This window comes from Flavobacterium sp. FG19, assembly GCF_057809475.1.
The window spans coordinates 300,426-324,678 of record NZ_JBMDKA010000003.1; the positions used below are offsets into that span (position 1 = coordinate 300,426).

The window sequence follows — 24,253 nt, forward strand, 5'->3', positions numbered from 1 at the left end:
TCGTTAAACTGGTAAATCGTTTAATTGTTTCTGGAAAAGAACAATTAAACGATTTACCGATTAAACAAAAAAAATCATGAATTCCTTATTACTTCCTACTTATTTTCCGTCTATCAGCCATTTTGCAGTTATGGCCCAATCTGAAAATATTACTTTTGAAATGGAAGATAATTTCCAGAAACAGACAAACAGAAACAGAACTTACATCTATAGTCCAAACGGAATTCAGTTATTAAATATCCCTGTTAAGCATTCTAAAACAGCACATCAGAAAACAAAAGATATTCTGATTGAGAATGAATTTGACTGGCAGAAACAGCATTTTAAATCCTTAGAAGCTGCCTATAGAAGCTCTCCTTTCTTCGAATACTTCGAAGATGACATTGTACCCGTTTTCGAAAAAAAACACCATTATTTAATGGACCTCAATTTCGAAGTTTTAGATATCGTTACCAAATGTCTTCGTATGAAATTTGAATTTGGCAAAACAACGGAGTACTTTCATGAAACACCGGATTTTAGTGATTTCAGACATTTGGCTAATGGAAAAAAAGACCAGAATTCATTCGAAAAATACACTCAGGTGTTTGATGACAAACATGGTTTTATCAACAATTTAAGTGTTTTGGACCTGCTTTTTAATGAAGGGAAATTTGCAATGGATTATTTAAAGACTCAGAAAATAATATAAATTCCTACCTTAGGAGTTATACGTTTTATGCGTTGTGACTTTCAGCTTTAACCTTCTGACTTTTAACTGCTAAAACTGATCAATTGACAGCCTCGTCATTATTGGATAATGATCTGAATTTTCGAAGTCAGGAAAACTTTCAAACTCTTTTACTTTCATTTTAGTATCGGTAAAAATATAATCAATTCGGGCTGGATAATATTTAAACTTATAAGTGGCCCCAAAGCCTTCTCCTGCTTCTTCAAAAGCATCTTTCAGTTTTCCCTTTATACTTCGATACACGTAAGAGAACGGACTGTTATTCATATCCCCGCAGATAATAATAGGATATTTACACTTTTTGATGTGTTCTTTAAAAATTTCCGCCTGTTCCTGCTGCTGCGTGAATCCTTTACTGATTCTGGCATAAATACGCTGTGATTTCTTCTGGTTGACCTTATCTATATCATCTGAAATTTCACTTACATCAGGAGATATTTTAATAGACTGCAAATGCATATTGTATACACGAATAACATCCTTACCACGCTTAATATCTGCATACACCACATTATTGTCAGATTTTGGAAAAACAATACTTCCTTCGTTTATGATAGGAAATTTTGAAAAAACAGCCTGCCCCGTCTTGATCTTTTTACCGTCTATAAAAATATAACGGTGGGGATACACTTTTAAATCCAGATGAGCAGAATTTGAATATTCCTGAATACACAAAATATCCGGATCCTTCTCATCAATAAAAGCTTTTATATTTTCAGGAATATCATCACGATCAAGCCATTTAAAAACATTAAAAAGACGAACATTGTAACTCATAACCGAGAAATCCTTTTCATCCTTTACATATTCTTTGGCCGAAAATTTATAAAACTTACTGATAAACGTAATTCCTGTAAGCAGCACCAGCCCGGACAAAATAAGGCGTTTTTTAAACTGAATTCCCCAATAAATAAAGAAGAGCCCGTTAGCCACAAAAAAAGCCGGCATAAAGAGCGTAAGTACCGATAAAAGGGGAAAACTCTTAGGTGCCAGAAAGGGCAGAATATAAACACTGAATGTAAGCACAGTCAGCACTATATTCAAAAAGAACATTATCTTATTAAACCACGAAAGGTTTTTCATAGTATTCGGCTAAGGATTATTTTCCGGCTTTAAACAAAAAATCTTTTTCTTCTTTGGTCAGGCAGTCATATCCTGACTGGCTGATCTTATCTAAAATCTCATCAATCTGCTGCTGTGTTTTGTCTTTTGTAACAATTTTTGACGTTGTTTTTTCTGCAGGTTTTTTGTAATTCTTATGAACGGTTTTAAATGGGGTGGTTGGGGATTTTCTGAAAAGATTGGCAAAAAAGTCAATTATCCGGCTGATGATTACACTTAAGTCTGTTCCGTTTTGAAGCAGTTTAATGTAAAGAAATCCAAAAAAGGCTCCAGCAAGATGCGAAATATGCCCGCCCATATTATCAAGGCGAAACTGCATTAAATCCAGTATTAAAATAACCCCTGTAATATGCCAGAGTTTTACATTACCAAACAAGAACAGCCTCACATTCATTAAAGGCTGATAAGTAGTCGCGGCCACCAGAAGAGCCATAATAGCTGCCGATGCACCGACCATTGAGGCAGAAGTTCCTAAAACATAAAAACTAAGCGCAAAGACAATTCCGGCAAAAACAGCCCCTAAAATATACAATCCCAAATATTGTTTCTGAGTAAAAAAGGTAAGGAATAAATTACTCGCAAAATTTAAAACCAGCATATTAAATAACAAATGCATAAATCCGAAATGAAAAAACGCATACGTCAAAAAAGTCCAGGGCTTAAACATAAAAACCTGCGGATCTGAAGAAAGTGCTAGCCAGTCAGGATAAACAAATACTCCTGTTGAAAACTGATAGAAAAAAACCAATGAAATAATAAAACAGCCGATATTCCAATAAATAACCTTCATGGCAATACCGCCCAATTTATACTGAAGTTTTAAATCGTCAAGAATATTCATATAGTCTTTTTTATTTTTTTTTAGAATTAATTATTAAAGTTAAAAATTAATTCCATCGGTTGTTATTAAACTGATTTTTTTTCCAGTACAGCATCATTAAAAAGCCCGCTATCGCTCCGCCTACATGAGCAAAATGAGCAATTCCCGTTCCTCCGCTTCCAAACAAAGAACTTCCTTTAAATCCTAAAAACAAGTCAATAGCCAGAATTCCCGGAACAAAATATTTCGCTTTAATAGGAACCGGAATAAAAATCAAAGCCAACTGAGCATTTGGAAACATAAAAGCAAAAGCCGTAAGCAGTCCATAAATAGCTCCCGATGCTCCAATAACAGAAGACTGTGTAATGGCTCCGGCCTGTGCCAGCGCATTAAACTGTTCCTGTGTGCAATGGGCTTTATTGAGAATAGTTGAAATTTGTCCCGGCAGCATTTTACCATTGGCATCAAATAATGAAGGATAATCGGCATTTAAAATCAAATGCAGTTCAGCCTTTGATAAATTCAGGTTAGATACCGATTCTAAAAGAGAATGCAGCTGAACATAATTCACTCCTGTATGCAGTAAGGCAGCACCTAGACCACAGGAAATATAAAAGAAAAGGAATTTTCTCCCGCCCCAAAAATGTTCCAGTGCAGACCCGAAGCTGTACAAGGCAAACATATTAAATAAAATATGTGCAAAATTAGGCCATGGCGCATGCATAAACATATGCGTCACAATCTGCCAGCTTCTGAAATTATCACTCTCCAGATAAAACAATGATAAATAATTATACGAAACAGGCACTAACTGAGCACCAATAAAGAAAATAATATTAATTATAAGCAGTTGTTTTACAACCGGAGTCATATTCATCATAAGGCAAACTTTTTATCTATATCTTCCACCCGCATGGTGATGAAAGTAGGTTTTTGAAAAGGTGAAATATTAGGATCTTTACAGGCAAACAAACCGTTTACCAGATTATCCTGTTCTTTTTCGGTTAAATACGCCCCCGTTTTAACCGCTAAACTTTTAGCCATCGATTTGGCAATAGTATCGTTCTGACTGTAACTGCTCGCCGGAATTCCATCCTGCAGGTCACTTAACAATTGCTCAATTACAATAGAAACTTCACTTTCGGTAATATTAACCGGAATCCCTGAAATCACCACATGATCTGTTTTAGAATCATCAAATACAAATCCGGTAGTTTCTAAAGAAGGTTTTAATTCTTCTATCAGTTTCATTTCTGAAGCCGAATAAAATAAATCCAGAGGAAACAGCAGCTGCTGGCTGGATGCCTGATTAACCGTCATATTCAGTAAAAACTGTTCGTACAATATACGCTGATGTGCCCGCTGCTGATCAACAATGATCATTCCGGATTTAATAGGCGAAACGATATATTTTTTATGAATCTGATAGGTTTTCTGACTTGCCTGTTCCACCTCATCGTCATTAAACAAAGAAGAGGTCACTTCTTCATTTTCAAAAGTAAAAGGAGAACTTTCTATACTCTCGGTATTCTCCGTATCAAGACCAACATATAGACTTTCCCAGCTTGCTGTGGGCTCTATTCTTTTCGAATAACCGGAATAAGAAGAACCTGAAAACGAAGAAGATGAAGACGAAGAAGATGAAGACGAAGAAGACGCTCCCGAACTGTAACTTCCGGAACCTGATCCTGATCCTGCTTTGGCATAATGCTGATTGGTTTTATCATCAGTAAACGGATTAAATGTTCCGTCGACCTGAATGGTTGGAATCTCCGCTTCTACATCTTTATAATGATAAGGTGTATCTAAATTAGCATCACGGTCAAAATCTAAAACCGGAGCCACATTAAACTGCCCTAAACTGTGTTTTATTGAAGCTCTTAAAATAGCATACAAAGCCTGTTCATCATCAAACTTAATTTCTGTTTTTGTTGGATGAATATTAATATCGATGGTATTGGGCGGCACCTGCAGATAGAGAAAATAACTCGGCTGCGTACCATCTTTTAAAAGTCCGTCATAAGCCGCCATAACAGCATGGTGCAGATAACCGCTTTTAATAAAACGATCGTTTACAAAAAAGAACTGTTCTCCCCTGTTTTTCTTGGCAAATTCAGGTTTACAGACAAACCCCTGAATAGAGATAATATCAGTATCTTCACTAACCGGAACCAGTTTCTCATTGGTTTTACCTGACATAATCCCCACGATTCGCTGACGATAACCGGCAGCCGGCAGATTATACAGTTCGCTTCCGTTATGATAAAAACTAAAATGTATATTAGGATGCGCCAGTGCCACACGCTGAAATTCATCCATGACATGACGAAATTCGACCGTATCTGACTTTAAGAAATTACGACGGGCTGGAATATTAAAGAATAAGTTTTTAACCGCAAATGACGTTCCTTTAGGCAGAACTGCTACTTCCTGCGAAACAAATTTACTGCCCTCAATAACAATATGAGTCCCAAGTTCATCCTGTTCCTGTTTGGTTTTTAATTCCATATGGGCAATCGCCGCAATAGAAGCCAAAGCTTCTCCGCGAAAACCTTTGGTCCCCAGTGAAAACAAATCTTCGGCCAGGCGGATTTTTGAGGTAGCATGACGTGCAAAACACAAACGCGCATCTGTCACCGTCATTCCCACCCCGTTATCAATAACCTGAACCAGCGACTTTCCGGCGTCTTTTATAATCAATTTAATATCCGTCGCTTTAGCATCAACCGCATTCTCCAGCAATTCTTTTACAACTGAAGCGGGTCTCTGCACCACCTCTCCGGCAGCAATTTGGTTAGCAACGTGATCAGGAAGTAATTGAATAATACTCGACATTAAGCAAAAATAGTTTTAAGGTTTAGGGTTTAAAGTAAAAACCAAGAAGCACAAATTTAGTGAATTTTGATTGGCTTTTTAAATATCTGTAATCATAAAAAAAACAAAAAAACCTATACTATTCTTACACAGTACAGGTTTTAATATCTTTAAAACAAATGTGTTTTATTCGTTCTCTATTTCTCGTGGTTTATCCTCGATTTGAAGTGCACCAGAAGACAATAATGGCTGGCTGAACGGATGTGAAATAGAAGCCTGCTGGCGAATATAAGCCATTTTTATAGCTGCAATTGCTGCTTCGGTTCCTTTGTTTCCGTGAGCACCGCCGCTTCGGTCAAGAGACTGCTGCATGTTATTGTCTGTTAAAACACAAAAGATAACCGGAATATCAGTCTGAACATTCAGGTCTTTAATTCCCTGGGTCACTCCTTCACAAACAAAATCAAAATGTTTGGTTTCGCCCTGAATTACACAGCCAATTACAATTACGGCATCGACATTTTGAGTCTGCAGCATTTTTTTTGCGCCGTAAATAAGCTCGAAACTTCCCGGAACATTCCAGCGGATAATTTGCTGTGCCGGTACTTCGCAGTCAATTAAAGCTTCAAAAGCGCCATTATAAAGTCCTTCAGTTATAACATCGTTCCACTCAGAAACAACAATCCCAAATCGAAAGTCTTTCGCATTTGGGATTGTGGTTTTATCGTATTCTGATAAATTTTTATTTTCGGTAGCCATCTGTACTATATTAGATTTTTAATTTTAGTCCCGAACTGTCGGGAAGATTCTTAAATACAAATCTACAATCTAAAATCTAAAATCTCAACTCAAAAAGTATAATTATTGTGCTAATCCAATTAAAGCATCAACTGAAGCTGCTTCCGGAGCGGCATCAAAGTTATCTTTAATATCGTTTAAATATTTCAGCGCCTCTTCTTTCTGACCTAAAGCAATTGCTGTTTTAGCGGCTTTTAATAAGAAACGAGGTGTAGTAAAATCGTTTTTATTAGATTCAGCTGCTTTTACATAGTATGATAAAGCTTCTTTCTGATTGTTTTTTTGTGAATAAGCATCTCCGATAGCTCCTTTTGCCAAAGCGCTTAAGATCAGATCTTCTGACTTGAATTCGCCTAAATATTTAATGGCCTCATCAAATTTACCTGTATTCAGATACGCCATACCAGCGTAGTAATTTGCTAAATTTCCGGCATCGGTTCCAGAATACTCATCAGCAATTTTTACAAATCCGAATTTACCTTCAGAACCGTTTAATGCTAATTTATATAAAGAATCGCTCGCTACACCGTCAACAGCCTTTTGAAAGTTCTGCTGAGCCACAAACATTTCGTTTGCTGCTTCGTCTTGTTTAGGAGCCTCAATAAATTTTTGGTAAGCCAAATAACCAATAGTAGCAACTGCAATACCAGCAACTAAACCAATAATGATTTTTTGATTTTTAGCAACCCAATCCTCAGTTCTTGAAGCAGTTTCATCTAATTTAGAAAAAACACCAGCTGTTGTGCTGTCTTTCTCATCAATTACTACCTGTTGTTCTTCAGTTACTTCTTTAACTTCCTTCTCTTTCGGTGCTTTATATCCTCTTTTATTGTAAGTAGCCATTTAAAATTAATTTAGTGAACGGCAAAAATAAAATTTTTCTTGAAACTGAGGCAAAAAAAATCAAAATTATCACTATTTTAAAAAAAATATTTCCAGGAAGCCTGAGTACTTTCGCATCAGCCTCAAAATAAATCAACTTGAAATACCTCAAAAGCCCTTTATATCGATAAAATTAGATAATTTTGCATCCTTAATTTACCGGATCCAAAATGGTAATTTCTCTTTAGAGCTGCTTAAAAATGCATTTAAACAAAATTTCTTTATTCAATTATAAAAATTTCTCCGAGGCCAGTTTTGATTTCGATGTCAAAATCAATTGTTTTGTTGGCAAAAATGGAATCGGAAAAACCAATGTACTGGATGCTATTTACCATCTGGCTTACGGAAAAAGTTATTTTAACCCGCTTGCCCTTCAGAATATTAAACATGGTGAAGAGTTTTTTGTAATTGATGCCGAACTGGAGAAAAACGAAAGGACAGAACAAATTGTCTGCAGCTTAAAAAAAGGGCAGAAAAAGGTTTTAAAGAGAAACGGAAAAGCCTACGATAAATTCTCTGATCATATAGGATTTATTCCGCTCGTAATTATTTCTCCTGCCGATCGCGACTTAATTGTAGAAGGAAGCGAAACACGCCGTAAATTTATGGACAGTGTAATTTCTCAGCTGGATTCTTCTTATCTGCACCAGCTTATTCAGTATCAAAAAGTGATAGTACAGCGAAACGCCCTTTTAAAATATTTCGCCCTTAACCATACTTTCGATAATGTTACCTTATCTATATATAACGAACAGCTGAACGAATACGGGAAATCTATTTTTGAAAAAAGAAAAGATTTCCTTGAGCAGTTTATACCTATATTTAATACCCACCATCAGGCCATAACCGGATCAGAGGAATCGGTACAGCTTGTTTATGAAAGTCATTTATTCGAAAAAGACCTTTTGACCTTATTACAGGAAAACATTAATAAGGACCGCGCCCTGCAGTATACAGGTTCCGGGATTCACAAAGACGATTTGTCTTTTGAAATTGATTCTCATCCGATTAAAAAATTCGGATCGCAGGGACAACAGAAATCTTTCCTGATAGCTTTAAAACTGGCACAATTTGAATTTTTAAAGAAACAAAGCGGCGTAACCCCTATTTTGTTGTTTGATGATATTTTTGATAAACTGGACGAAACCCGTGTAGCTAAAATTGTAGAAATGGTGAACAGCGAAACTTTTGGCCAGCTTTTTATTTCCGACACGCATCCGGAACGTACAGAAGCTATTATAAAATCTACACATCAGAGCTACAAGATTTTTAACTTATAGCACTTTATCATTCTAAAATTGATACAAATTGTATCAGTCTTTACCCCCGATCTCAGTCAGGAAATCATTACATTAGCCGGAAAAAGAACTTAATAAACAACTGCAATAAAAATACTGAATATGCTAACGAAAGAATCATTGCAATTTTTAGACGATTTAAAGAAGAACAATAACAGAGAGTGGTTTCAGGACAACAAAAAACGGTATGAAGTTTTCAAAAAAGATTACCATCAATTAGTAAACAGCTTTCTGGAGAAGATGAAACCTCTTGATCCGTCACTTGATTTACTGGAAGTTAAAAATTGTACTTTCCGGATTAATCGTGACATTCGCTTCTCTAAAGACAAATCACCCTATAAAGCACATCTAGGAATCTGGATGTCCGGAGGAACCAAAGGCTTAAACCGTGCAGGTTATTATGTTCATATAGAAAAAGGAGCCAGTTTTATTGCCGGCGGTTTTTACTCGCCCGAAGCAGAAGATTTAAAGAAAGTCCGTAAAGAAATTGCTTTTTTCTACGAAGATTTAGAAGAAATTCTAAATAACAAAGATTTTAAAAAAGAGTTTGAAAGCCTGGATTTCAACGAAAACAATTCACTGAAAAGCATGCCCCGCGGTTACGAAAAAGACCATCCTGCAGCCGAATTTTTAAAATTGAAGAGTTTCACTGCAACTCAAAAATATGATATTTCAGAAGTGACTCAGAAAGATTTTGTTTCTAAAATGAGCAAAAAACTGATTGCACTGAAACCTTTAAACGAATTTATCAATCGTGCTTTAGATACTGAAGAATTTTAGAAAAAGATAAATCGCCGCGAATTTCACAAATCAGCACGGATTAATTAGTGGAAATTAGTGAAATTCGCGGCGGCAAAAACTCATTTATTAAATGAAAAGAAAAATACTTTTTCTTGGAGAATCTTATCGCGCCGATGCGATAACCTGGATGAAAGGGCTGAAAGAATTTGGCGATTTTGAAGTGATTACCTGGGAGCTCCAAACCCCCAACAATTCAAAACTGAACCGCTTTAAACGTATTTTAGAATATTTCTTATCTCCGGTTTCCATTCGAAAAATCATCCGGAAAGAAAAACCGGATATGGTCATTGCGGAAAGAACCACCAGTTACGGTTTTCTGGCTGCTTTATCCGGTTCTAAAGCCATTGCTGTTGCCCAGCAGGGACGAACAGATTTGTGGCCCGAAGGTTCTCTTTTATATCCGTTTAAAAAATTCATTCAGAAATATGCCTTTAAAAAAGCGCATTTAATCCATGCCTGGGGTCCTGTAATGACCATTTCGATGAAAGCCGTTGGCGTTGACATGAAAAAAGTTTTAGTTCTTCCAAAAGGAATTGACTTATCTCTTTTCACACCATTAACCAACCATTCCGGTAAAATCGAAGCTATCGTTACCCGTTCCTTACAACCGGAATACCGTCATGATTCTATCCTGAAAGCATTTGGAATTTTACATCAGAAAGGAATTGATTTTTCGCTTACCATTGTGGGTGACGGAACAAGACTTCAGTTCTTAAAGAATTTAGCAGCAGCACTTCAAATCGAAAACAAAGTTATTTTTACGGGCAGAATCCCAAACACAGCGCTTCCTCAATTATTACAGCAATCCAACATTTATATCAGCATGCCTATTACCGAAGGCGTTTCGGCCTCCTTATTTGAAGCTATGGCCTGCAATTGCTATCCTGTTGTTTCTGATATTCCCGGAAACCAAAGCTGGATCACACACCGACAAAACGGACAGTTAATTGAAACTGATAATATCGAAATGCTGGCTGAAGAACTTAACTGGGCTTTTGAAAATGCAGAATATCGAGATCAGGCGATAATCCAAAACAGAGAATTTGTCGAGAAAAATGCAAATTATAATAGTAATATGAAGATTATTTCAGATCGTTACCATGATTTACTGAACGAACGAAATTGCATTTCTGTTTAAATAAACAAGATCAGATGGGAGGATATTGCAATTATTATAAAATCGACAAGAACAAAACATCGGCCGCCTTATTATCAAAACTAAATGATACCACATTACAGCCGAAACAATTATTTCATTTTGAAGACCAACGAATCAGCCATTTTAAAGATTATATAGATGAAACAAACCAAAATTCAGTTTTTACAAAAATTTCATTTGAACAAGTAATTTTTAAAGTAAAAACAGATTTCGACCAAATTAATCATGATGAGTTTGGAACCATATTAAACTGGTTACACAGATACTATAATGAAACAGAAAATATTGATGATTTTTTCTGTGATTTAGGTTTAGAAGAATTTGGATTCCTCAACGCTAAATTTGAAATGCAGATATTGTATTTAGGTGTTGACGGTATAAATAAACACTATTATACTACAATCGAAAAAGACTCTTTTTGGAAAGAATTATCTATTCCTTCAAATGCAGAAGAAATGAATCTAGTAGTAGACTTTTTAGCTGTTTTACTGATTAAATTTATAATTTCCGACACCGAAACTAATCCGGAAGAACTGCCTGAATTACTTAACAAACTAGAGAATATAACCTCAAAAACTGCCTTAAAAGAAGCAGCATTCTCATTTTTTGGCACTTTACAAGAACAAAAGGATGATTCCTCTATACTATACAGCGATTCAATTCAGTATTACAGACAAAATGCAGCATCTCTTTTATTCAGAATAGAAGATCTAAAAGAAGGCATAGTAAACTACAACGGTTTTATTTTTAGAGAAGACTGTTATTAACCTCAAAATTATCAGCCGGTTATATAAGGAACACCAAACTTTATGAACTTTAGGCAAACTTTGTGCCTTTACGGTTAAACCAAAAATTATAATCCTTATTTTTGACCTCAGATTAAAACGCTTTTTTACATATGGAAATCCAATCCCATTTTTCTTTAAAAAACTACAATACTTTTGGCATACAGGCTTATGCCGAAAAATTTGCCGCAGTACATTCTATTGCTGAATTAAAAACCATTTTAAAAGAAAACAAAAACGAAAAAAAATTCATTCTGGGCGGCGGGAGCAATATGCTTTTAACCAAAGATATCGACGCATTGGTGATTCATATTGATTTAAAAGGCAAATCCATAATTAAAGAAGACGATGATTTTGTCTGGATAGAAAGCCAGGCCGGTGAAGTATGGCATGATTTTGTTCTCTGGACCATCGACAACAATTATGGCGGATTAGAAAATATGTCCTTAATTCCCGGAAATGTAGGCACAACGCCTGTACAAAATATTGGCGCCTACGGAACGGAAATTAAAGACACTTTTGTTTCCTGTGATGCCATGAATATCGAAACTCAGGAAATAAAAACCTTTACTAATGCCGAATGTAATTTTGGATACCGTGAAAGCATCTTTAAAAATGAGATCAAAGACCAGTTTATTATCACCTCGGTTATTTATAAACTGACCAAACGCAATCATAAAATCAATACTTCATATGGGGATATTCTGGCAGAACTAGCCAAAAACAATATTACTGATCCCACCTTAAAAGAGGTCAGCAATGCGGTTATTACCATCAGACAAAGTAAACTTCCTGATCCGAAAGAATTAGGCAACAGCGGCAGTTTTTTTAAAAATCCTATTGTATTGAAATCTGATTTTGAAAAAATTCATAAAAAGTTCCCTGAGATGAAATTTTATGAAGTTTCGGAAACAGAAGTAAAAGTTCCTGCAGGGTGGCTTATTGAACAAGCCGGTTTTAAAGGGAAACGTTTTGGCGATGCCGGAGTTCACAAAAATCAGGCTCTGGTTTTAGTAAATTACGGAAATGCAAGCGGGCAGGAAATTTTAGCCCTGTCGAAAGAAGTTCAAAAAACCGTTTTGGAAACTTTTGGCATCCGGATTGAAGCCGAAGTAAATGTAATTTAAAAGCTTTCTTTACTAACCTAACCAACTAACCCTGCCATTTTAATGAAAGAATTAAACATCAAAGTTGTTTTACTCCAGATATTGGGAATGATTTTCCTGGTTAACGGCATTCTGCAGCTTAGGCTTTATACTGTATCCGGAAAGATCATCTGGGCAGAAAAGCACTTTCAATACCATAATTCAAAATACTGGAACAATCTGCTGCCCACTAAAGACGGTATTTTTAATTTCTGGCCTAATGTCTACGTATGGATATTTCTGGGAGCTTTAACAGGAATCGTTATACTGGCTTTTGTAAACTGGAAAAGTAAACTTTCGTCGTTAAACACTATCATTGTCGCCATAGTTGTTTACATTCTTTTGAGAGTAAAGTTTTTCAGAAAAGAAGTTCTGTCTCAGTTTTTTCGTCCTGTAAGAGCAGCACTTTCGGATGATTTTGGCACACAATGCCTGATTGAAGGAATTCTTTTTACATTTATAGGTGTGGCTATTTTATATATGAGCATTATTCAGATTTATTTTAACTCAAAAAAAATCAATTGAAATTACCTCAATGAAAGAACCGCTTTCCATACAAATTACAGATCCGGACGATGAAAAAGCTGCTTTGGTACTCGAAGAATTATCCGCTAATCTTTATCTTCGTTTTGGAAGCGATGGAAAAAACTCTTTTACAGACTGGCAGAATAACCATCCTGAATTTGTGTTTGCAGTCGCAAAACTAAATAATGAAATTGTAGGCTGTGGTGCAGTAAGACCTATTGCAGATAAGACCGGAGAAGTAAAAAGAATGTATTCTAAATTTCCCGGTAAAAAAATCGGACAAACGATTCTGGCTTTTCTGGAAGAACAGGCAGTTGCAATTGGTTTTAAAAAATTAGTTCTCGAAACACGTCTCAAAAATCAGGAAGCCATACAATTCTATCAAAAACAAGGATACAAAGTCATTCCCAATTACGGAAAATATATTGACAGACCAGAAGCGGTGTGTCTTGGAAAAAATCTGATCTAAATCTGAAAAAAATGTACATACCTGAACTATATAAAAACGAAGATCCCGAATCAATAAGAGCTTTTCTTCATGAAAACAGTTTTGGAATCCTGATCAATCAGACCCACGGAAAATTATGTGCCACACATATCCCAATGGAACTGGATGTAAATGCCGATGGAAAAGAGATATTGCAGTCTCACATTTCAAAACTCAATCCTCAGGCAGAAGGTTTTAAAGAAAATGATCAGGTTCTGGCCGTTTTTTCCGGTCCGCATAGTTATATTTCTTCCTCCTGGTACGATCATGAAAACGTGCCTACCTGGAACTATTCTGCCGTACATGTTTACGGACGCATCAAAGTTATGGATTACGACGCTACGGTAGATCAGCTTAAAAAGCTTGTGGATAAATACGAAGCCCATTCTGAAAATCCGGTCAGAGTTGAAAATTTATCTGCCAAAACCATGCGTGAAGCCAGAGGAATATGGGGGCTGGAAATTGAAATCGATGAAATTCAGGCTGTAAAAAAGCTATCCCAGAACCGTGATGACCACAATTATAAAAACATAATCTCGGAATTAAAAAAAACCGAAAACCCTCAGTCTATTGCTGTTGCGGAAGAAATGTCAAAATGCCGAAAGTAAATTGTTTTTAAACATTGGAAATTAGGAATTCATACCTACATTTGTTCTCGCAAAAATTCAAGTATTAACAGACATTAAAACCATATGCTTATAACTTTATTTTACTTTTTTATTGCTGTTGTTTTTATCCAATTATGCTACTATTTGGGTATTTTTGGAAAATTTGCTTTTGCCAAACCACAGGAAATCGTACCTAAAAATATTCCGGTTTCTGTCATTGTATGTGCAAAAAACGAAGAAGAAAATGTAAAGAAATTTATCCCGTTATTGGCTGAACAAAATTATCCTGATTTTGAAGTAGTATTAATCGATGATGCTTCCAGCGACGAAACCCTTGAAGTTTTTGAAGAATTTGAGCAAAAATATTCTAATATCCGTCTGGTTAAAGTAGAGAATAACGAAGCTTTCTGGGGAAATAAAAAATATGCTTTGACTTTAGGAATAAAAGCAGCAAGAAAAGAATATCTGCTTTTTACCGATGCTGACTGTTATCCGGTGTCCAAAGACTGGATTACAGCCATGACTTCGCAGTTCTCTGCTGATAAAACTATTGTATTAGGTTACGGAGGTTACGAAAAAATAGAACGATCATTTTTAAACAAAATCATCCGTTTCGAAACTGTTTTAACGGCAGTTCAGTATTTTTCATGGGCCAAAGCAGGACTCCCGTATATGGGTGTCGGACGAAACCTTGCCTATAAAAAAGAAGAGTTTTTTAATGTAAACGGTTTTATTGATCATATTCAGGTGCGTTCCGGTGATGATGATTTATTCATCAATCAGGCAGCCCATAAATCAAATACTACCATTTCTTATACACCCGAAAGTTTTACCTATTCCAAACCGAAAGAATCTTTTGGTGACTGGTTTACACAAAAAAGAAGACATATTTCGACAGCCGGATATTACAAGTTTTTTGATAAATTCCAATTAGGACTTTTCTTCTGTTCACAATTATTTTTCTTTTTATCAGTTATTATTTTACTGGCTTTTCAGTTTCAGTGGATCGCAGTGACAGCTATTTTAGCGACACGTTATACGGTGGTCTGGACGGTAATTGGTTTTTCTGCCGGAAAATTAAAAGAAAATGATATCAAAATCTGGTTTCCTGTTGTAGAGATTGCCCTTATATTAACTCAAATTAATATCTTTATAACCAATCTTTTTTCAAAACCTGTATATTGGAAATAAATTCTAAAATAGAAAAAGCAAAAAAAGGCGATCAGATCGCCTTTACTTTTTTATTAGATTATTTCTGGAATGAAGTATACAGCTTCATGCTGAAACGCACCGAAAATGAAACTACCGCAGAAGACATCACTATAGAAACCTTCTCAAAAGCATTTGACAAAATTGCTTCTTACAATCCGGAATTTCAATTCAATACCTGGCTGATTGCTATTGCAAAAAATGTTCATATTGACCTGCTGCGCAAAAAGAAAACCAGTCTTTTTATAGAAATTACCGACACAGAAGACCAGCAGGCTTATAATATTGCCGACACTACTCCTTCTGCAGAAGATGCCTTAATTAAAGAGCAGAATCTCTCGCGTCTGCTTTTATGCATTAAAGAATTAAAACCCCATTATCAGGAAGTCATCCAGCTTCGTTACTTTCAGGAGTTGTCTTATCAGGAAATTGCCGACAAAATTGGCGAGCCATTAAGCAATGTTAAAGTAAAATTACTACGGGCAAAAAAATTACTGGCCGAGATTATCGAACGTAAAAGATAATTTATTATCTTTAGAAAAAGAACAAAATATAATCATATTTTTTCTTAAAAAAATCATTTATTCACATACTAAAACAACAACTTCTACGTTGTTTGCTACAAACCCAAACCCTATTCGCGTATGATTTAAAGTTACTTAACCTTAAAATCCAAAAATCATGTCTAAATCAAGCATCTATGAAAACAAGTGGATCGATCTTGTTTTCGAAAACAAAAACAAAGAGTATGGCGCCTACCAGTTACGCCAGGAAAATTCTAAAACAACAGTTACTGCATTATTTTCAGCATTGTTGTTAATCACAGCCGTAGGAAGTGTATCGATGCTGATTAGTAAATTAAGACCACCGGTAGAAGATGAAGGAAGTGTAATTTCGTGTCCTATTACGCCAATTAACCCGGATCTTGTAAGACCTAAAATAGAAGATCTTATCGCACCTCCTGCACCAAAACAGGCTGCAGCTGCGAAACCACCTGTTACTTCAAGTCAATTAACAAATCCGGTTATTGTTCCAACAACTGAGGCAACACCTGAAATTGCAACAAATGCCAACAACACACCTGCTATTGATAATGCAAATACAGGAACAGGAAATGTACTTAACGCAATTCCGGGAAATGGAGGCGGCGGAGACGGAGAAGATCCTGTAACAAACATTACTCCAACGATAAGTGATCCTCTTCCTCCAACTGCGCTGGACAAAATGCCGGAGTTTCCGGGCGGAATAAAAAATTTCTATACTTATGTGGGTAGAAATTTCACCAGACCGGAATTAGACGAAGACAGAGTATTGCGCGTATATGTTTCATTCGTTATTGAAAAAGACGGATCAATGACCGATATTATGGTTAAAAATGATCCGGGTTACGGATTAGGAAAAGAAGCAGTAAGAGTTTTAAAATCATTAAAAACAAAATGGGCTCCGGGAGTATTAAACGGAAAACCGGTAAGAACTGCCTACAACCTTCCCATAACGATACAGACACAAGCAGAATAAAAATAGAAAAACAGAACTTCGGTTCTGTTTTTTTTTATGTTAGGTTTAAAGATATCTTTACGAAAGAATTGATCTTTAAATTAAAATAAATGCCATTTACCTTTGCTCATCCTGCCATAATACTGCCTCTAAAATATATCTCAAACAAATGGTTTTCATTAACCGGGCTCATTATCGGAAGTATGGTACCGGACTTTGAATATTTTATCAGAATGAGAGTAGAAAGTACTTACAGCCATACATGGTATGGTATTTTTTGGTTTGATTTACCTCTGGCTTTATTACTATGTTTCGCTTTTCACAATATAGTCAGAGATCCATTAGTTCAAAATCTTCCTGAAATTTTCCAATCCCGAATTCTGGTTTTTACGCAGTTTAACTGGAATCTTTTCTTTGCAAAAAAACCAATTATCGTTTTATCTTCAATTTTAACCGGAACTGCTGCACATCTTTTATGGGATAGTTTTACTCATGATCATGGCTATTTCGTCAGTAGAATTTCACTATTACAGGAAACCATTTTCTTTATGGACTATAAAATTCCTGTCTTAAAAATAGCGCAGCATGCCAGCACTTTAACAGGAGTCGTAATTATAATTTATGTTTTTTTTAAGCTTCCTCAAAAAGCTGCTAATTCATTCCTTGTAAACAGATACTATTGGCTTTATATAATTGTAATTTCATCTTTGATCCTTTGTATCCGGTTCCTCTCCGGATTAAAATTCAGTCAGTACGGTCATCTTATCGTTTCTGCCATCTCATCTTTTTTAATCGCCTTACTGCTGGCTCCCTTCTTATTAAATTTTAACAAAATCCGAAAGAAGTAAGAAAATCAATTACATTTACAGCACGTAAAAAACATCCGTAAAAAAATTAAAACGATACAAAAATGGGAATATTTTCTGCCCTGATGGGCAATGCCGGAACGGTAAGTCAGGAAGATTTATTAAAAAAATACGGTCCGCTTTTAACAGACAGCGAACAAATTGAAATGGGTTTTAAATTAATCCGTGATACTTTTATTTTCACTAACAAAAGACTGATTTTAGTTGACGTACAGGGATTAACCGGAAGCAAAACCGAATACAAATCTATTGCTTATAAAAGCATCACACGCTTTAGTGTAGAAACCGCAGGTACTTTTGACCTTGATGCCGAATTGAAGATCTGGGTTTCAAGCGAATTAACTCCAAGTATTGTAAAACAGTTTAACAAATCTGTAAACGTTTACGATGTACAAAAGGTTTTGGCACATCATGTTTTGGGATAATAAACGAAATAAAAAAGGGCAGATCGAAATCTGCCCTTTTATGATAATCAAAACTATTTCTTTTTTGTAGTTTTCTTTGTCGTCGTTTTTTTCGTTGTAGTTGTCTTTTTCACTACCGGAACGGTATTGTCTATTTTTTGCTGTACATACGCTTTATAAACACCGTCTTTTTCAGCTCTTGCTTTTGCATCATCAGCTCTTTTTTTAGAGTCAGGATGCGAACTCATCATTCTGTCCAGAAAAGAAGCCTCAGCACCTTCACTCATTTTAGCCAGAATCCTGAAAGCAGATTCTTCTGCATTAACATCGTATCCATTTTTCTTCAAAAAATTATACGAATACAAATCTGCCTCTGTTTCCTGCTTACGGCTGTGTTTACTGTCAATTAAAGCGCTTCCTATTTTCCCAAGCTGGCTGTCTGTCACTGCCGAAATTTTAGCCGACTGCGAAGATACTCCGTCAATCAAAGCTTCTTTTTGATAAGCGGCACGCATGGCATCTCTGGAATCATTGTTGGCAACGTGTCCAATTTCATGACCAATTACAGCCAGTAATTCGTTATCATCCATAATATCCATAAGTCCGGAATACACACGTACACTTCCGTCGGCTGTGGCAAAAGCATTTACTTCTTTCAATTTATAAACTTTATAATTTAAAGTAAATCCGTCACCCGCAGTATGCTTGCCAAATACTCTGTTTAATCGCAGTGCGTACCCGTCATTTGGTCCGGCCACTTCATTTTCTGAATCTAACTTTGTTACGGCTTCTTTAGAAAGCGTCGCTGCATCGGCGTTTGTTAAAGTAAAAGCAGTTACTCCTTTTTGAACAGCACCAATTGCTTTATCTCCGAAATTAATCTGCGCAGTCATTTTAGTTATACCAAATACTGCAAACAAGAATCCTGCTACTATAAACTTCTTTTTCATGTTTTTTTCAATTACAATTTAACAACAAATGTAAATAACAAAAATGCTATTTCATTTCTCAAAAAGTATGTTTTTTCAACAATTAAAGATATAAATTTTAGCCGATCAGAATCGTATAAGAATCAAAAAAAACGACAGATTCTTTTGATCTGTCGTTTTTCAAATGGTTTTAAATTACTTCTTTTTTGTCGTTGTTTTTTTAGTTGTAGTTTTTGTAGTTTTTGTCGCTGCTTTAACAACAGGAGCAGTATTTACAATTTTCTGCTGTACATATTCTTTATATGCACCTTCTTTTACGGCTCTTTTTTTAGCATCATCTGCTCTTTTTCCAGAGTCCGGATGTGAACTCATCATCTTAGTAATAAAAGAAGAATCTGCTCCCTGACTTAAATTTTGTAAAATTCTAAAAGCCGATTCTACTGCATTTACATCATATCCATTCTTTTTCATGAAATCATAAGAGAATGAGTCTGCCTGGGACTCCTGCTTTCTGCTGTGCTTGCTGTCGATCATGGCACTTCCTAAAACTCCGAGCTGAGATTTTGTAATAGTCTCTATTTTTCCTGATTGTGATGAAGCGGCATCCAGCAGGGCTTCTTTTTTATAAGCCGCTTTTATGGCATCTCTGGTATCGTGATTTACCACGTGCCCAATTTCATGGCCTATAACCGCTAACAACTCATTATCATCCATGATATCCATTAAACCGGCAAATACACGAACACTTCCGTCTGCACAGGCAAATGCGTTAATATCCTTTACTAAATAAACCTTATAATTTAACGTAACTCCATCAGTAGAAGCGTGCTTTGCAAATAAACGGTTTAAGCGAATCGAATAACCATCTGCAGGAACCGCAACAGGATTATTGGCATCCATTTCGTCAATTGCTTGTTTTGCCAAAGCGGCCGCATCGGCATCACTGAATGTAAAACCAGAAATTCCTTTACCTAAAGCCCCCATAGCTTTATCTGAAAGTTTTTGTGCATTTACATCAACAAAACTAAAAGTCATAAATAAAATTCCTAAGGCAATAAATTTTCTTTTCATATTCTTAAAACTATTAAATTCACAGCAAAGTTAATTTTGAACGAATTTTCAGTTATCGCTGAAAGTCAAATTTGTAATAGATTAGGGTAGAAATATGAAAAGTGAACGAAAAGCAAATTTAGGCCTCAAAATAAACTACATTCTGTATCTTTGTATTCTGATTTATGATATATGGAAACAGTCATTGAAAATATACCACCTGCAAAACCTAAATGGTTAAAGGTAAAACTTCCCATCGGACAAAAATATACTGAACTGCGCGGTTTGGTTGACAAATACAGCTTAAATACAATCTGCACTTCCGGAAGCTGCCCAAATATGGGAGAATGCTGGGGAGAAGGAACAGCTACTTTTATGATTTTAGGAAATGTCTGCACCCGCTCCTGCGGTTTCTGCGGTGTTAAAACCGGGAGACCGGAGACCGTAGACTGGGATGAACCTGAAAAAGTTGCCCGTTCTATAAAAATCATGAATATCAAACATGCGGTAATTACCAGTGTAGACCGTGATGATTTAAAAGACGGCGGTTCGATTATCTGGATGGAAACCGTAAAGGCAATCCGCAGAATGAACCCTAATACTACTCTGGAAACTTTAATTCCCGATTTTCAGGGAATCGAAAGAAACATTGACCGAATTGTAGAAGCAAATCCCGAAGTGGTTTCGCACAACATGGAAACTGTTCGCCGCTTAACCCGCGAAGTACGTATCCAGGCAAAATATGACCGCAGTTTAGAAGTATTACGTTATTTAAAAGAAAAAGGAATCAACAGAACCAAATCCGGAATTATGCTGGGACTTGGAGAAACTGAAGAAGAAGTGTTCCAGACCATGAGAGATTTACGTGATGCAAATGTCGATGTTGTAACTATTGGCCAATACCTGCAGCCTACCAAAAAACACCTGCCGGTAAAAGAATTTATAACCCCGGAATTATTTGCTAAATATGAGAAATACGGAATTGAACTTGGGTTTCGTCATGTCGAAAGCGGTCCGCTGGTTCGTTCGTCTTATAAAGCACAAAAGCATATTTTATAAAAAGTTTATCGTTTAATTGCCCAACCGATTAAACGATTTAAACGGTTAAACGAATAAACAAAAATTGAAAACAAGAATTGCCATTAATGGTTTTGGGAGAATTGGCCGAAATTTATTCCGTCTTCTTCTTAACCATCCTGAAATTGAAGTTGTTGCAATTAATGATATTGCAGATAATACCACTATGTCGCATTTAATAAAATACGACAGTATTCACGGAGTTCTGCCTTTTTCCGTAAGTTATGATGAAAAGGGAATTATTGTGGACGGAAAACATTTTATATTTTTTCATGAAAAAAGCATTTCAGATTTAGACTGGAAAAGTCATTCGATTGACTTTGTAATCGAGTCTACCGGTAAATATAAAACACATGAAGAATTAAACAGGCATATTGAAGCCGGAGCAAAAAAGGTAATTCTTTCTGCCCCATCGGAGGTAGATACTATTAAAACGGTTGTTCTTGGTGTAAACGAAAATATACTGGACGGAACGGAAGTTATTGTCTCTAATGCGAGCTGTACGACAAACAATGCCGCACCAATGATCAAAATCATTGATGAACTATGCGGAATTGAGCAGGCTTACATCACCACAATACATTCATTCACAACCGACCAAAGCCTTCACGATCAGCCGCACAAAGACCTGCGCAGAGCAAGAGGTGCGAGTCAGTCGATTGTTCCTACCACAACGGGTGCAGCTAAGGCATTAACAAAGATTTTCCCTAAATTGCATCAAAAAATCGGAGGCTGCGGCATTCGTGTTCCGGTTCCCGATGGTTCGTTGACAGATATTACATTCAATGTTAAACGTGCTGTTACAATTGAAGAAATCAACATTGCATTTCAAAAAGCCTCCAAAACAAATTTAAAAGGAATATTAGATTACACAGAAGACCCAATCGTTTCTGTTGACATAATTGGCAATACCCATTCGTGTTTATTTGATGCACAGCTTACCTCTGTTATTGACAAAATGGTAAAAGTAGTAGGCTGGTACGATAATGAAATTGGCTATTCGTCACGCTTAATCGATTTGATCTTACTGATAAGAAAAACATAAGATTCATTGTAAAAGCACTGCCATACATGAAGTACTGTCTAATAATTGTTGTTTGTTTTTTTAATCCATTTTTGTATTCTCAAACCAAACAGAATACAGATAGTGTTTCCTATTACAATAAACTGTCCAATAAAAAATTAAGCAGTAAAGAATATAATAAAGCGATCTTTTACACTAAAAAGTCAATTGATTTCTGCCATAACAATAACCGCTCCGAAGATTTAGCCAATCAGATTTTTAAACTTGGCAAAATTCACTACGGCCTGGGCAGATACGATGAAGCTCTGGAGGACTTTTACAAAAGTGCCGCTTCATTTGACGATACTAAACCCACCTGCACCAAAGTTCTGGCTCTGCATTATACCGGCGCCGCCAATACTGCTAAAGGAAATTATAAAACAGCTGACCTTTATTATGCCAAAGCACAAAAACTTTTAAAACAACTTCATATTACAGACAGTTCTGAAATTTTAGAATACCAAAAAGCAATGGCATTTAAGGCCAGTAAAAATCTGCTTTCAGCTGCCCTGATTCTTCAAAATATAACTAGAAAACCGGACATTCAAAAGATTTACAAAACCAAAAGCGACGCGTATTACCAACTGGGACTTATTGAGTCCCGGCTTAAACGAAATGATTCGGCTGTATTTTATTTCGACAAAGCTTTAGAATATAATGACAAGACGAGCGACCTGCCTCAAAAATCAAGAATAACCTTCGCTATAAGCCAGTATTACAAACAAAACCGAAATTTTGATCTCGCCTATTCTTATTTAGACGAACATTATCAGTTAGAGAATTATATTTTAAAGCTGAAAAACACCAAAATTGATTTTAACGAGTTTCAAAAATTCAAAAAAAATCAGGAACTAAACAATACTCTTAAACGGGAAAGTGAAGAAAAAATACAGCTCAAAACTTACCGCTATTCTAAACTGGTAAGCATTCTGGCCATTGCCCTTATTTCTATTTTATCTCTTCTAAGTCTTGCTTTATATAAAAACAATATTATCCGAAATCAGAATAATTTGCTTTTAAGAGAGAAAAACAGAGAATTAATGCAGGCTAAAAACAAAGCGGAGAAAGCCTCAAAAGCAAGGTCCGAATTTTTATCAACCGTAAGTCATGAGCTCAGGACACCCTTAAACGCCATTAACGGAATTACTCATTTACTACTGGAAGACAGCCCCAAAAAAGCACAGCTAAAGTACCTTGAGTCCTTAAAATTCTCAGGCAATTACCTGACCACTTTTATCAACGAAATCCTTGAAATTAATAAAATTGATTCTACAAAAGTTGAAGTTGAAAACATTAGTTTTAACCTGAAAGAACTGCTTATTAATATTCAAAGCTCCCTAAAAGAGCTGGCTGCAGCCAACAAAAATTATTTTAATCTTGAGATAGACAAAACTATACCTGACCATTTAATTGGCGACCCTACAAAATTATCCCAGATCATATTAAACCTGATCAACAACGCTTTAAAATTTACACAAAACGGACATGTAAATGTAATTGCAAAACTGCTTGAGCAAGAAGATGAAACCGTAACTGTTTATTTTGAAATTGTAGATACCGGAATTGGTATTCCTGAGGACAAGCTGCAGACCGTTTTCGAAAGTTTCTCACAGGGTTCCATAGAAGTAAACCGAAAATACGGAGGAACCGGATTAGGACTTACCATTGTTAAAAAATTAATTGAACTACTGGGAAGCGAAATCAAACTAAAAAGTGAAGTAGGCAAAGGATCAACTTTTACTTTCAAATTAAATTTTAAAATTAATACCGAACCGTTGGAAGCAGTTACAGGAGAAAAAGCGTATAACGATAAACAATTAGAAAACAAATCTATTTTACTTATTGAGGACAACAAAATCAACCAGATGATTACACGCAAAATGCTTGAAAACAAAGCTATTTCCTGCGAAATTGTCGATAATGGTGAAGATGCCGTTGAACTTTTAAAAGTAAAACACTTTGATCTGGTTTTAATGGATGTTCATTTACCGGGAATAAACGGAACCACTGCTACACAGCAGATCAGGGAGTTTGACAAAACAACCCCGATTATTGCACTGACTGCCATTTCTCTTGACGAAAACAGAGACATGCTTTTAGCCTTTGGAATGAATGATGTAATCACAAAACCTTTTGTTCCCGATGAATTTTACAGCACAATTGCAAAATTCTTTGGTTAACCTC

25 protein-coding genes are annotated in these 24,253 nt (G+C 35.9%); 17 read left to right on the top strand and 8 right to left on the bottom strand.

What is annotated here, in order from left to right; genetic code table 11:
• Positions 1-76 precede the first annotated feature (76 nt).
• Entirely contained in the window at positions 77-691 is a 615-nt protein-coding gene (locus ACODST_RS05030) for a WbqC family protein (RefSeq protein ID WP_488931016.1), read from the top strand.
• 69 nt (positions 692-760) lie between these two features.
• Here ACODST_RS05030 and ACODST_RS05035 read toward each other — a convergent pair whose 3' ends face one another.
• The 6 genes from ACODST_RS05035 to ACODST_RS05060 all read right to left on the bottom strand — a co-directional run bounded on the left by ACODST_RS05035 (position 761) and on the right by ACODST_RS05060 (position 7,127).
• Positions 761-1,813, bottom strand: coding sequence for an endonuclease/exonuclease/phosphatase family protein (locus tag ACODST_RS05035; protein WP_488931017.1), 1,053 nt, complete (start codon positions 1,811-1,813; stop codon positions 761-763).
• Positions 1,814-1,829: 16 nt separating this feature from the next.
• Entirely contained in the window at positions 1,830-2,693 is an 864-nt protein-coding gene (locus ACODST_RS05040) for a rhomboid family intramembrane serine protease (RefSeq protein WP_488931018.1), read from the bottom strand.
• A 46-nt stretch (positions 2,694-2,739) separates the two neighbouring features.
• Positions 2,740-3,552, bottom strand: a complete 813-nt coding sequence (locus ACODST_RS05045; RefSeq protein ID WP_488931019.1) for a rhomboid family intramembrane serine protease — start codon at positions 3,550-3,552, stop codon at positions 2,740-2,742.
• Positions 3,549-5,507, bottom strand: coding sequence for a DNA mismatch repair endonuclease MutL (gene mutL / locus ACODST_RS05050; RefSeq protein ID WP_488931020.1), 1,959 nt, complete (start codon positions 5,505-5,507; stop codon positions 3,549-3,551). Before mutL ends, ACODST_RS05045 begins: the two co-directional genes overlap by 4 nt.
• A gap of 165 nt (positions 5,508-5,672) precedes the next feature.
• Positions 5,673-6,245 carry a 6,7-dimethyl-8-ribityllumazine synthase gene (gene ribH / locus ACODST_RS05055; protein WP_488931021.1) on the bottom strand — a complete coding sequence of 191 codons (573 nt, stop codon included), beginning with the start codon at positions 6,243-6,245 and terminating at the stop codon, positions 5,673-5,675.
• Positions 6,246-6,347: 102 nt separating this feature from the next.
• Positions 6,348-7,127 carry a tetratricopeptide repeat protein gene (locus ACODST_RS05060; RefSeq protein WP_488931022.1) on the bottom strand — a complete coding sequence of 260 codons (780 nt, stop codon included), beginning with the start codon at positions 7,125-7,127 and terminating at the stop codon, positions 6,348-6,350.
• 239 nt (positions 7,128-7,366) lie between these two features.
• Between ACODST_RS05060 and recF the strand changes: the two genes are divergently transcribed.
• From recF to ACODST_RS05125, 13 genes are all read left to right on the top strand, one after another.
• On the top strand, positions 7,367-8,446 hold the full coding sequence (gene recF / locus ACODST_RS05065; protein ID WP_488931023.1) for a DNA replication/repair protein RecF: 1,080 nt from the start codon (positions 7,367-7,369) through the stop codon (positions 8,444-8,446).
• A 120-nt stretch (positions 8,447-8,566) separates the two neighbouring features.
• Positions 8,567-9,244 carry a DUF2461 domain-containing protein gene (locus ACODST_RS05070; RefSeq protein ID WP_488931024.1) on the top strand — a complete coding sequence of 226 codons (678 nt, stop codon included), beginning with the start codon at positions 8,567-8,569 and terminating at the stop codon, positions 9,242-9,244.
• A gap of 91 nt (positions 9,245-9,335) precedes the next feature.
• Positions 9,336-10,403, top strand: a complete 1,068-nt coding sequence (locus ACODST_RS05075; RefSeq protein ID WP_488931025.1) for a glycosyltransferase — start codon at positions 9,336-9,338, stop codon at positions 10,401-10,403.
• 14 nt (positions 10,404-10,417) lie between these two features.
• On the top strand, positions 10,418-11,191 hold the full coding sequence (locus ACODST_RS05080) for a hypothetical protein (protein WP_488931026.1): 774 nt from the start codon (positions 10,418-10,420) through the stop codon (positions 11,189-11,191).
• Between the two features lie 131 nt (positions 11,192-11,322).
• Positions 11,323-12,336 (top strand): UDP-N-acetylmuramate dehydrogenase, encoded by a 1,014-nt coding sequence (gene murB, locus ACODST_RS05085; RefSeq protein ID WP_488931027.1) that lies wholly within the window; start codon positions 11,323-11,325, stop codon positions 12,334-12,336.
• Between the two features lie 42 nt (positions 12,337-12,378).
• Positions 12,379-12,879: a hypothetical protein gene (locus ACODST_RS05090; protein WP_488931028.1), complete on the top strand. Its 501-nt coding sequence runs from the start codon at positions 12,379-12,381 to the stop codon at positions 12,877-12,879.
• A 10-nt stretch (positions 12,880-12,889) separates the two neighbouring features.
• Entirely contained in the window at positions 12,890-13,348 is a 459-nt protein-coding gene (locus ACODST_RS05095) for a GNAT family N-acetyltransferase (RefSeq protein ID WP_488931029.1), read from the top strand.
• 11 nt (positions 13,349-13,359) lie between these two features.
• Positions 13,360-13,974: an FMN-binding negative transcriptional regulator gene (locus ACODST_RS05100; RefSeq protein ID WP_488931030.1), complete on the top strand. Its 615-nt coding sequence runs from the start codon at positions 13,360-13,362 to the stop codon at positions 13,972-13,974.
• A gap of 84 nt (positions 13,975-14,058) precedes the next feature.
• Positions 14,059-15,165: a glycosyltransferase gene (locus ACODST_RS05105; protein WP_488931031.1), complete on the top strand. Its 1,107-nt coding sequence runs from the start codon at positions 14,059-14,061 to the stop codon at positions 15,163-15,165.
• Entirely contained in the window at positions 15,156-15,707 is a 552-nt protein-coding gene (locus ACODST_RS05110) for an RNA polymerase sigma factor (protein WP_488931032.1), read from the top strand. Before ACODST_RS05105 ends, ACODST_RS05110 begins: the two co-directional genes overlap by 10 nt.
• 157 nt (positions 15,708-15,864) lie before the next feature.
• Complete coding sequence (locus ACODST_RS05115) at positions 15,865-16,701, top strand: energy transducer TonB (RefSeq protein ID WP_488931033.1); 837 nt, start codon at positions 15,865-15,867, stop codon at positions 16,699-16,701.
• Positions 16,702-16,790: 89 nt separating this feature from the next.
• Complete coding sequence (locus ACODST_RS05120; protein WP_488931034.1) at positions 16,791-17,528, top strand: DUF4184 family protein; 738 nt, start codon at positions 16,791-16,793, stop codon at positions 17,526-17,528.
• 62 nt (positions 17,529-17,590) lie between these two features.
• Entirely contained in the window at positions 17,591-17,971 is a 381-nt protein-coding gene (locus ACODST_RS05125; protein ID WP_488931035.1) for a PH domain-containing protein, read from the top strand.
• A 53-nt stretch (positions 17,972-18,024) separates the two neighbouring features.
• On the opposite strand, the gene ACODST_RS05130 is transcribed toward ACODST_RS05125, so the two are convergent.
• Positions 18,025-18,900, bottom strand: a complete 876-nt coding sequence (locus ACODST_RS05130) for a M48 family metalloprotease (protein ID WP_488931036.1) — start codon at positions 18,898-18,900, stop codon at positions 18,025-18,027.
• A gap of 174 nt (positions 18,901-19,074) precedes the next feature.
• A complete protein-coding gene (locus tag ACODST_RS05135) occupies positions 19,075-19,950 on the bottom strand; it encodes a M48 family metalloprotease (RefSeq protein WP_488931037.1) in 876 nt (291 codons plus the stop codon).
• 171 nt (positions 19,951-20,121) lie between these two features.
• On the opposite strand from ACODST_RS05135, the gene lipA reads away from it, so the two are divergent.
• The 3 genes from lipA to ACODST_RS05150 all read left to right on the top strand — a co-directional run bounded on the left by lipA (position 20,122) and on the right by ACODST_RS05150 (position 24,249).
• Complete coding sequence (gene lipA / locus ACODST_RS05140) at positions 20,122-20,988, top strand: lipoyl synthase (protein ID WP_488931038.1); 867 nt, start codon at positions 20,122-20,124, stop codon at positions 20,986-20,988.
• Positions 20,989-21,052: 64 nt separating this feature from the next.
• Positions 21,053-22,051 carry a type I glyceraldehyde-3-phosphate dehydrogenase gene (gene gap, locus ACODST_RS05145; protein WP_488931039.1) on the top strand — a complete coding sequence of 333 codons (999 nt, stop codon included), beginning with the start codon at positions 21,053-21,055 and terminating at the stop codon, positions 22,049-22,051.
• A gap of 26 nt (positions 22,052-22,077) precedes the next feature.
• Complete coding sequence (locus ACODST_RS05150; RefSeq protein WP_488931040.1) at positions 22,078-24,249, top strand: tetratricopeptide repeat-containing hybrid sensor histidine kinase/response regulator; 2,172 nt, start codon at positions 22,078-22,080, stop codon at positions 24,247-24,249.
• Positions 24,250-24,253 lie beyond the last annotated feature (4 nt).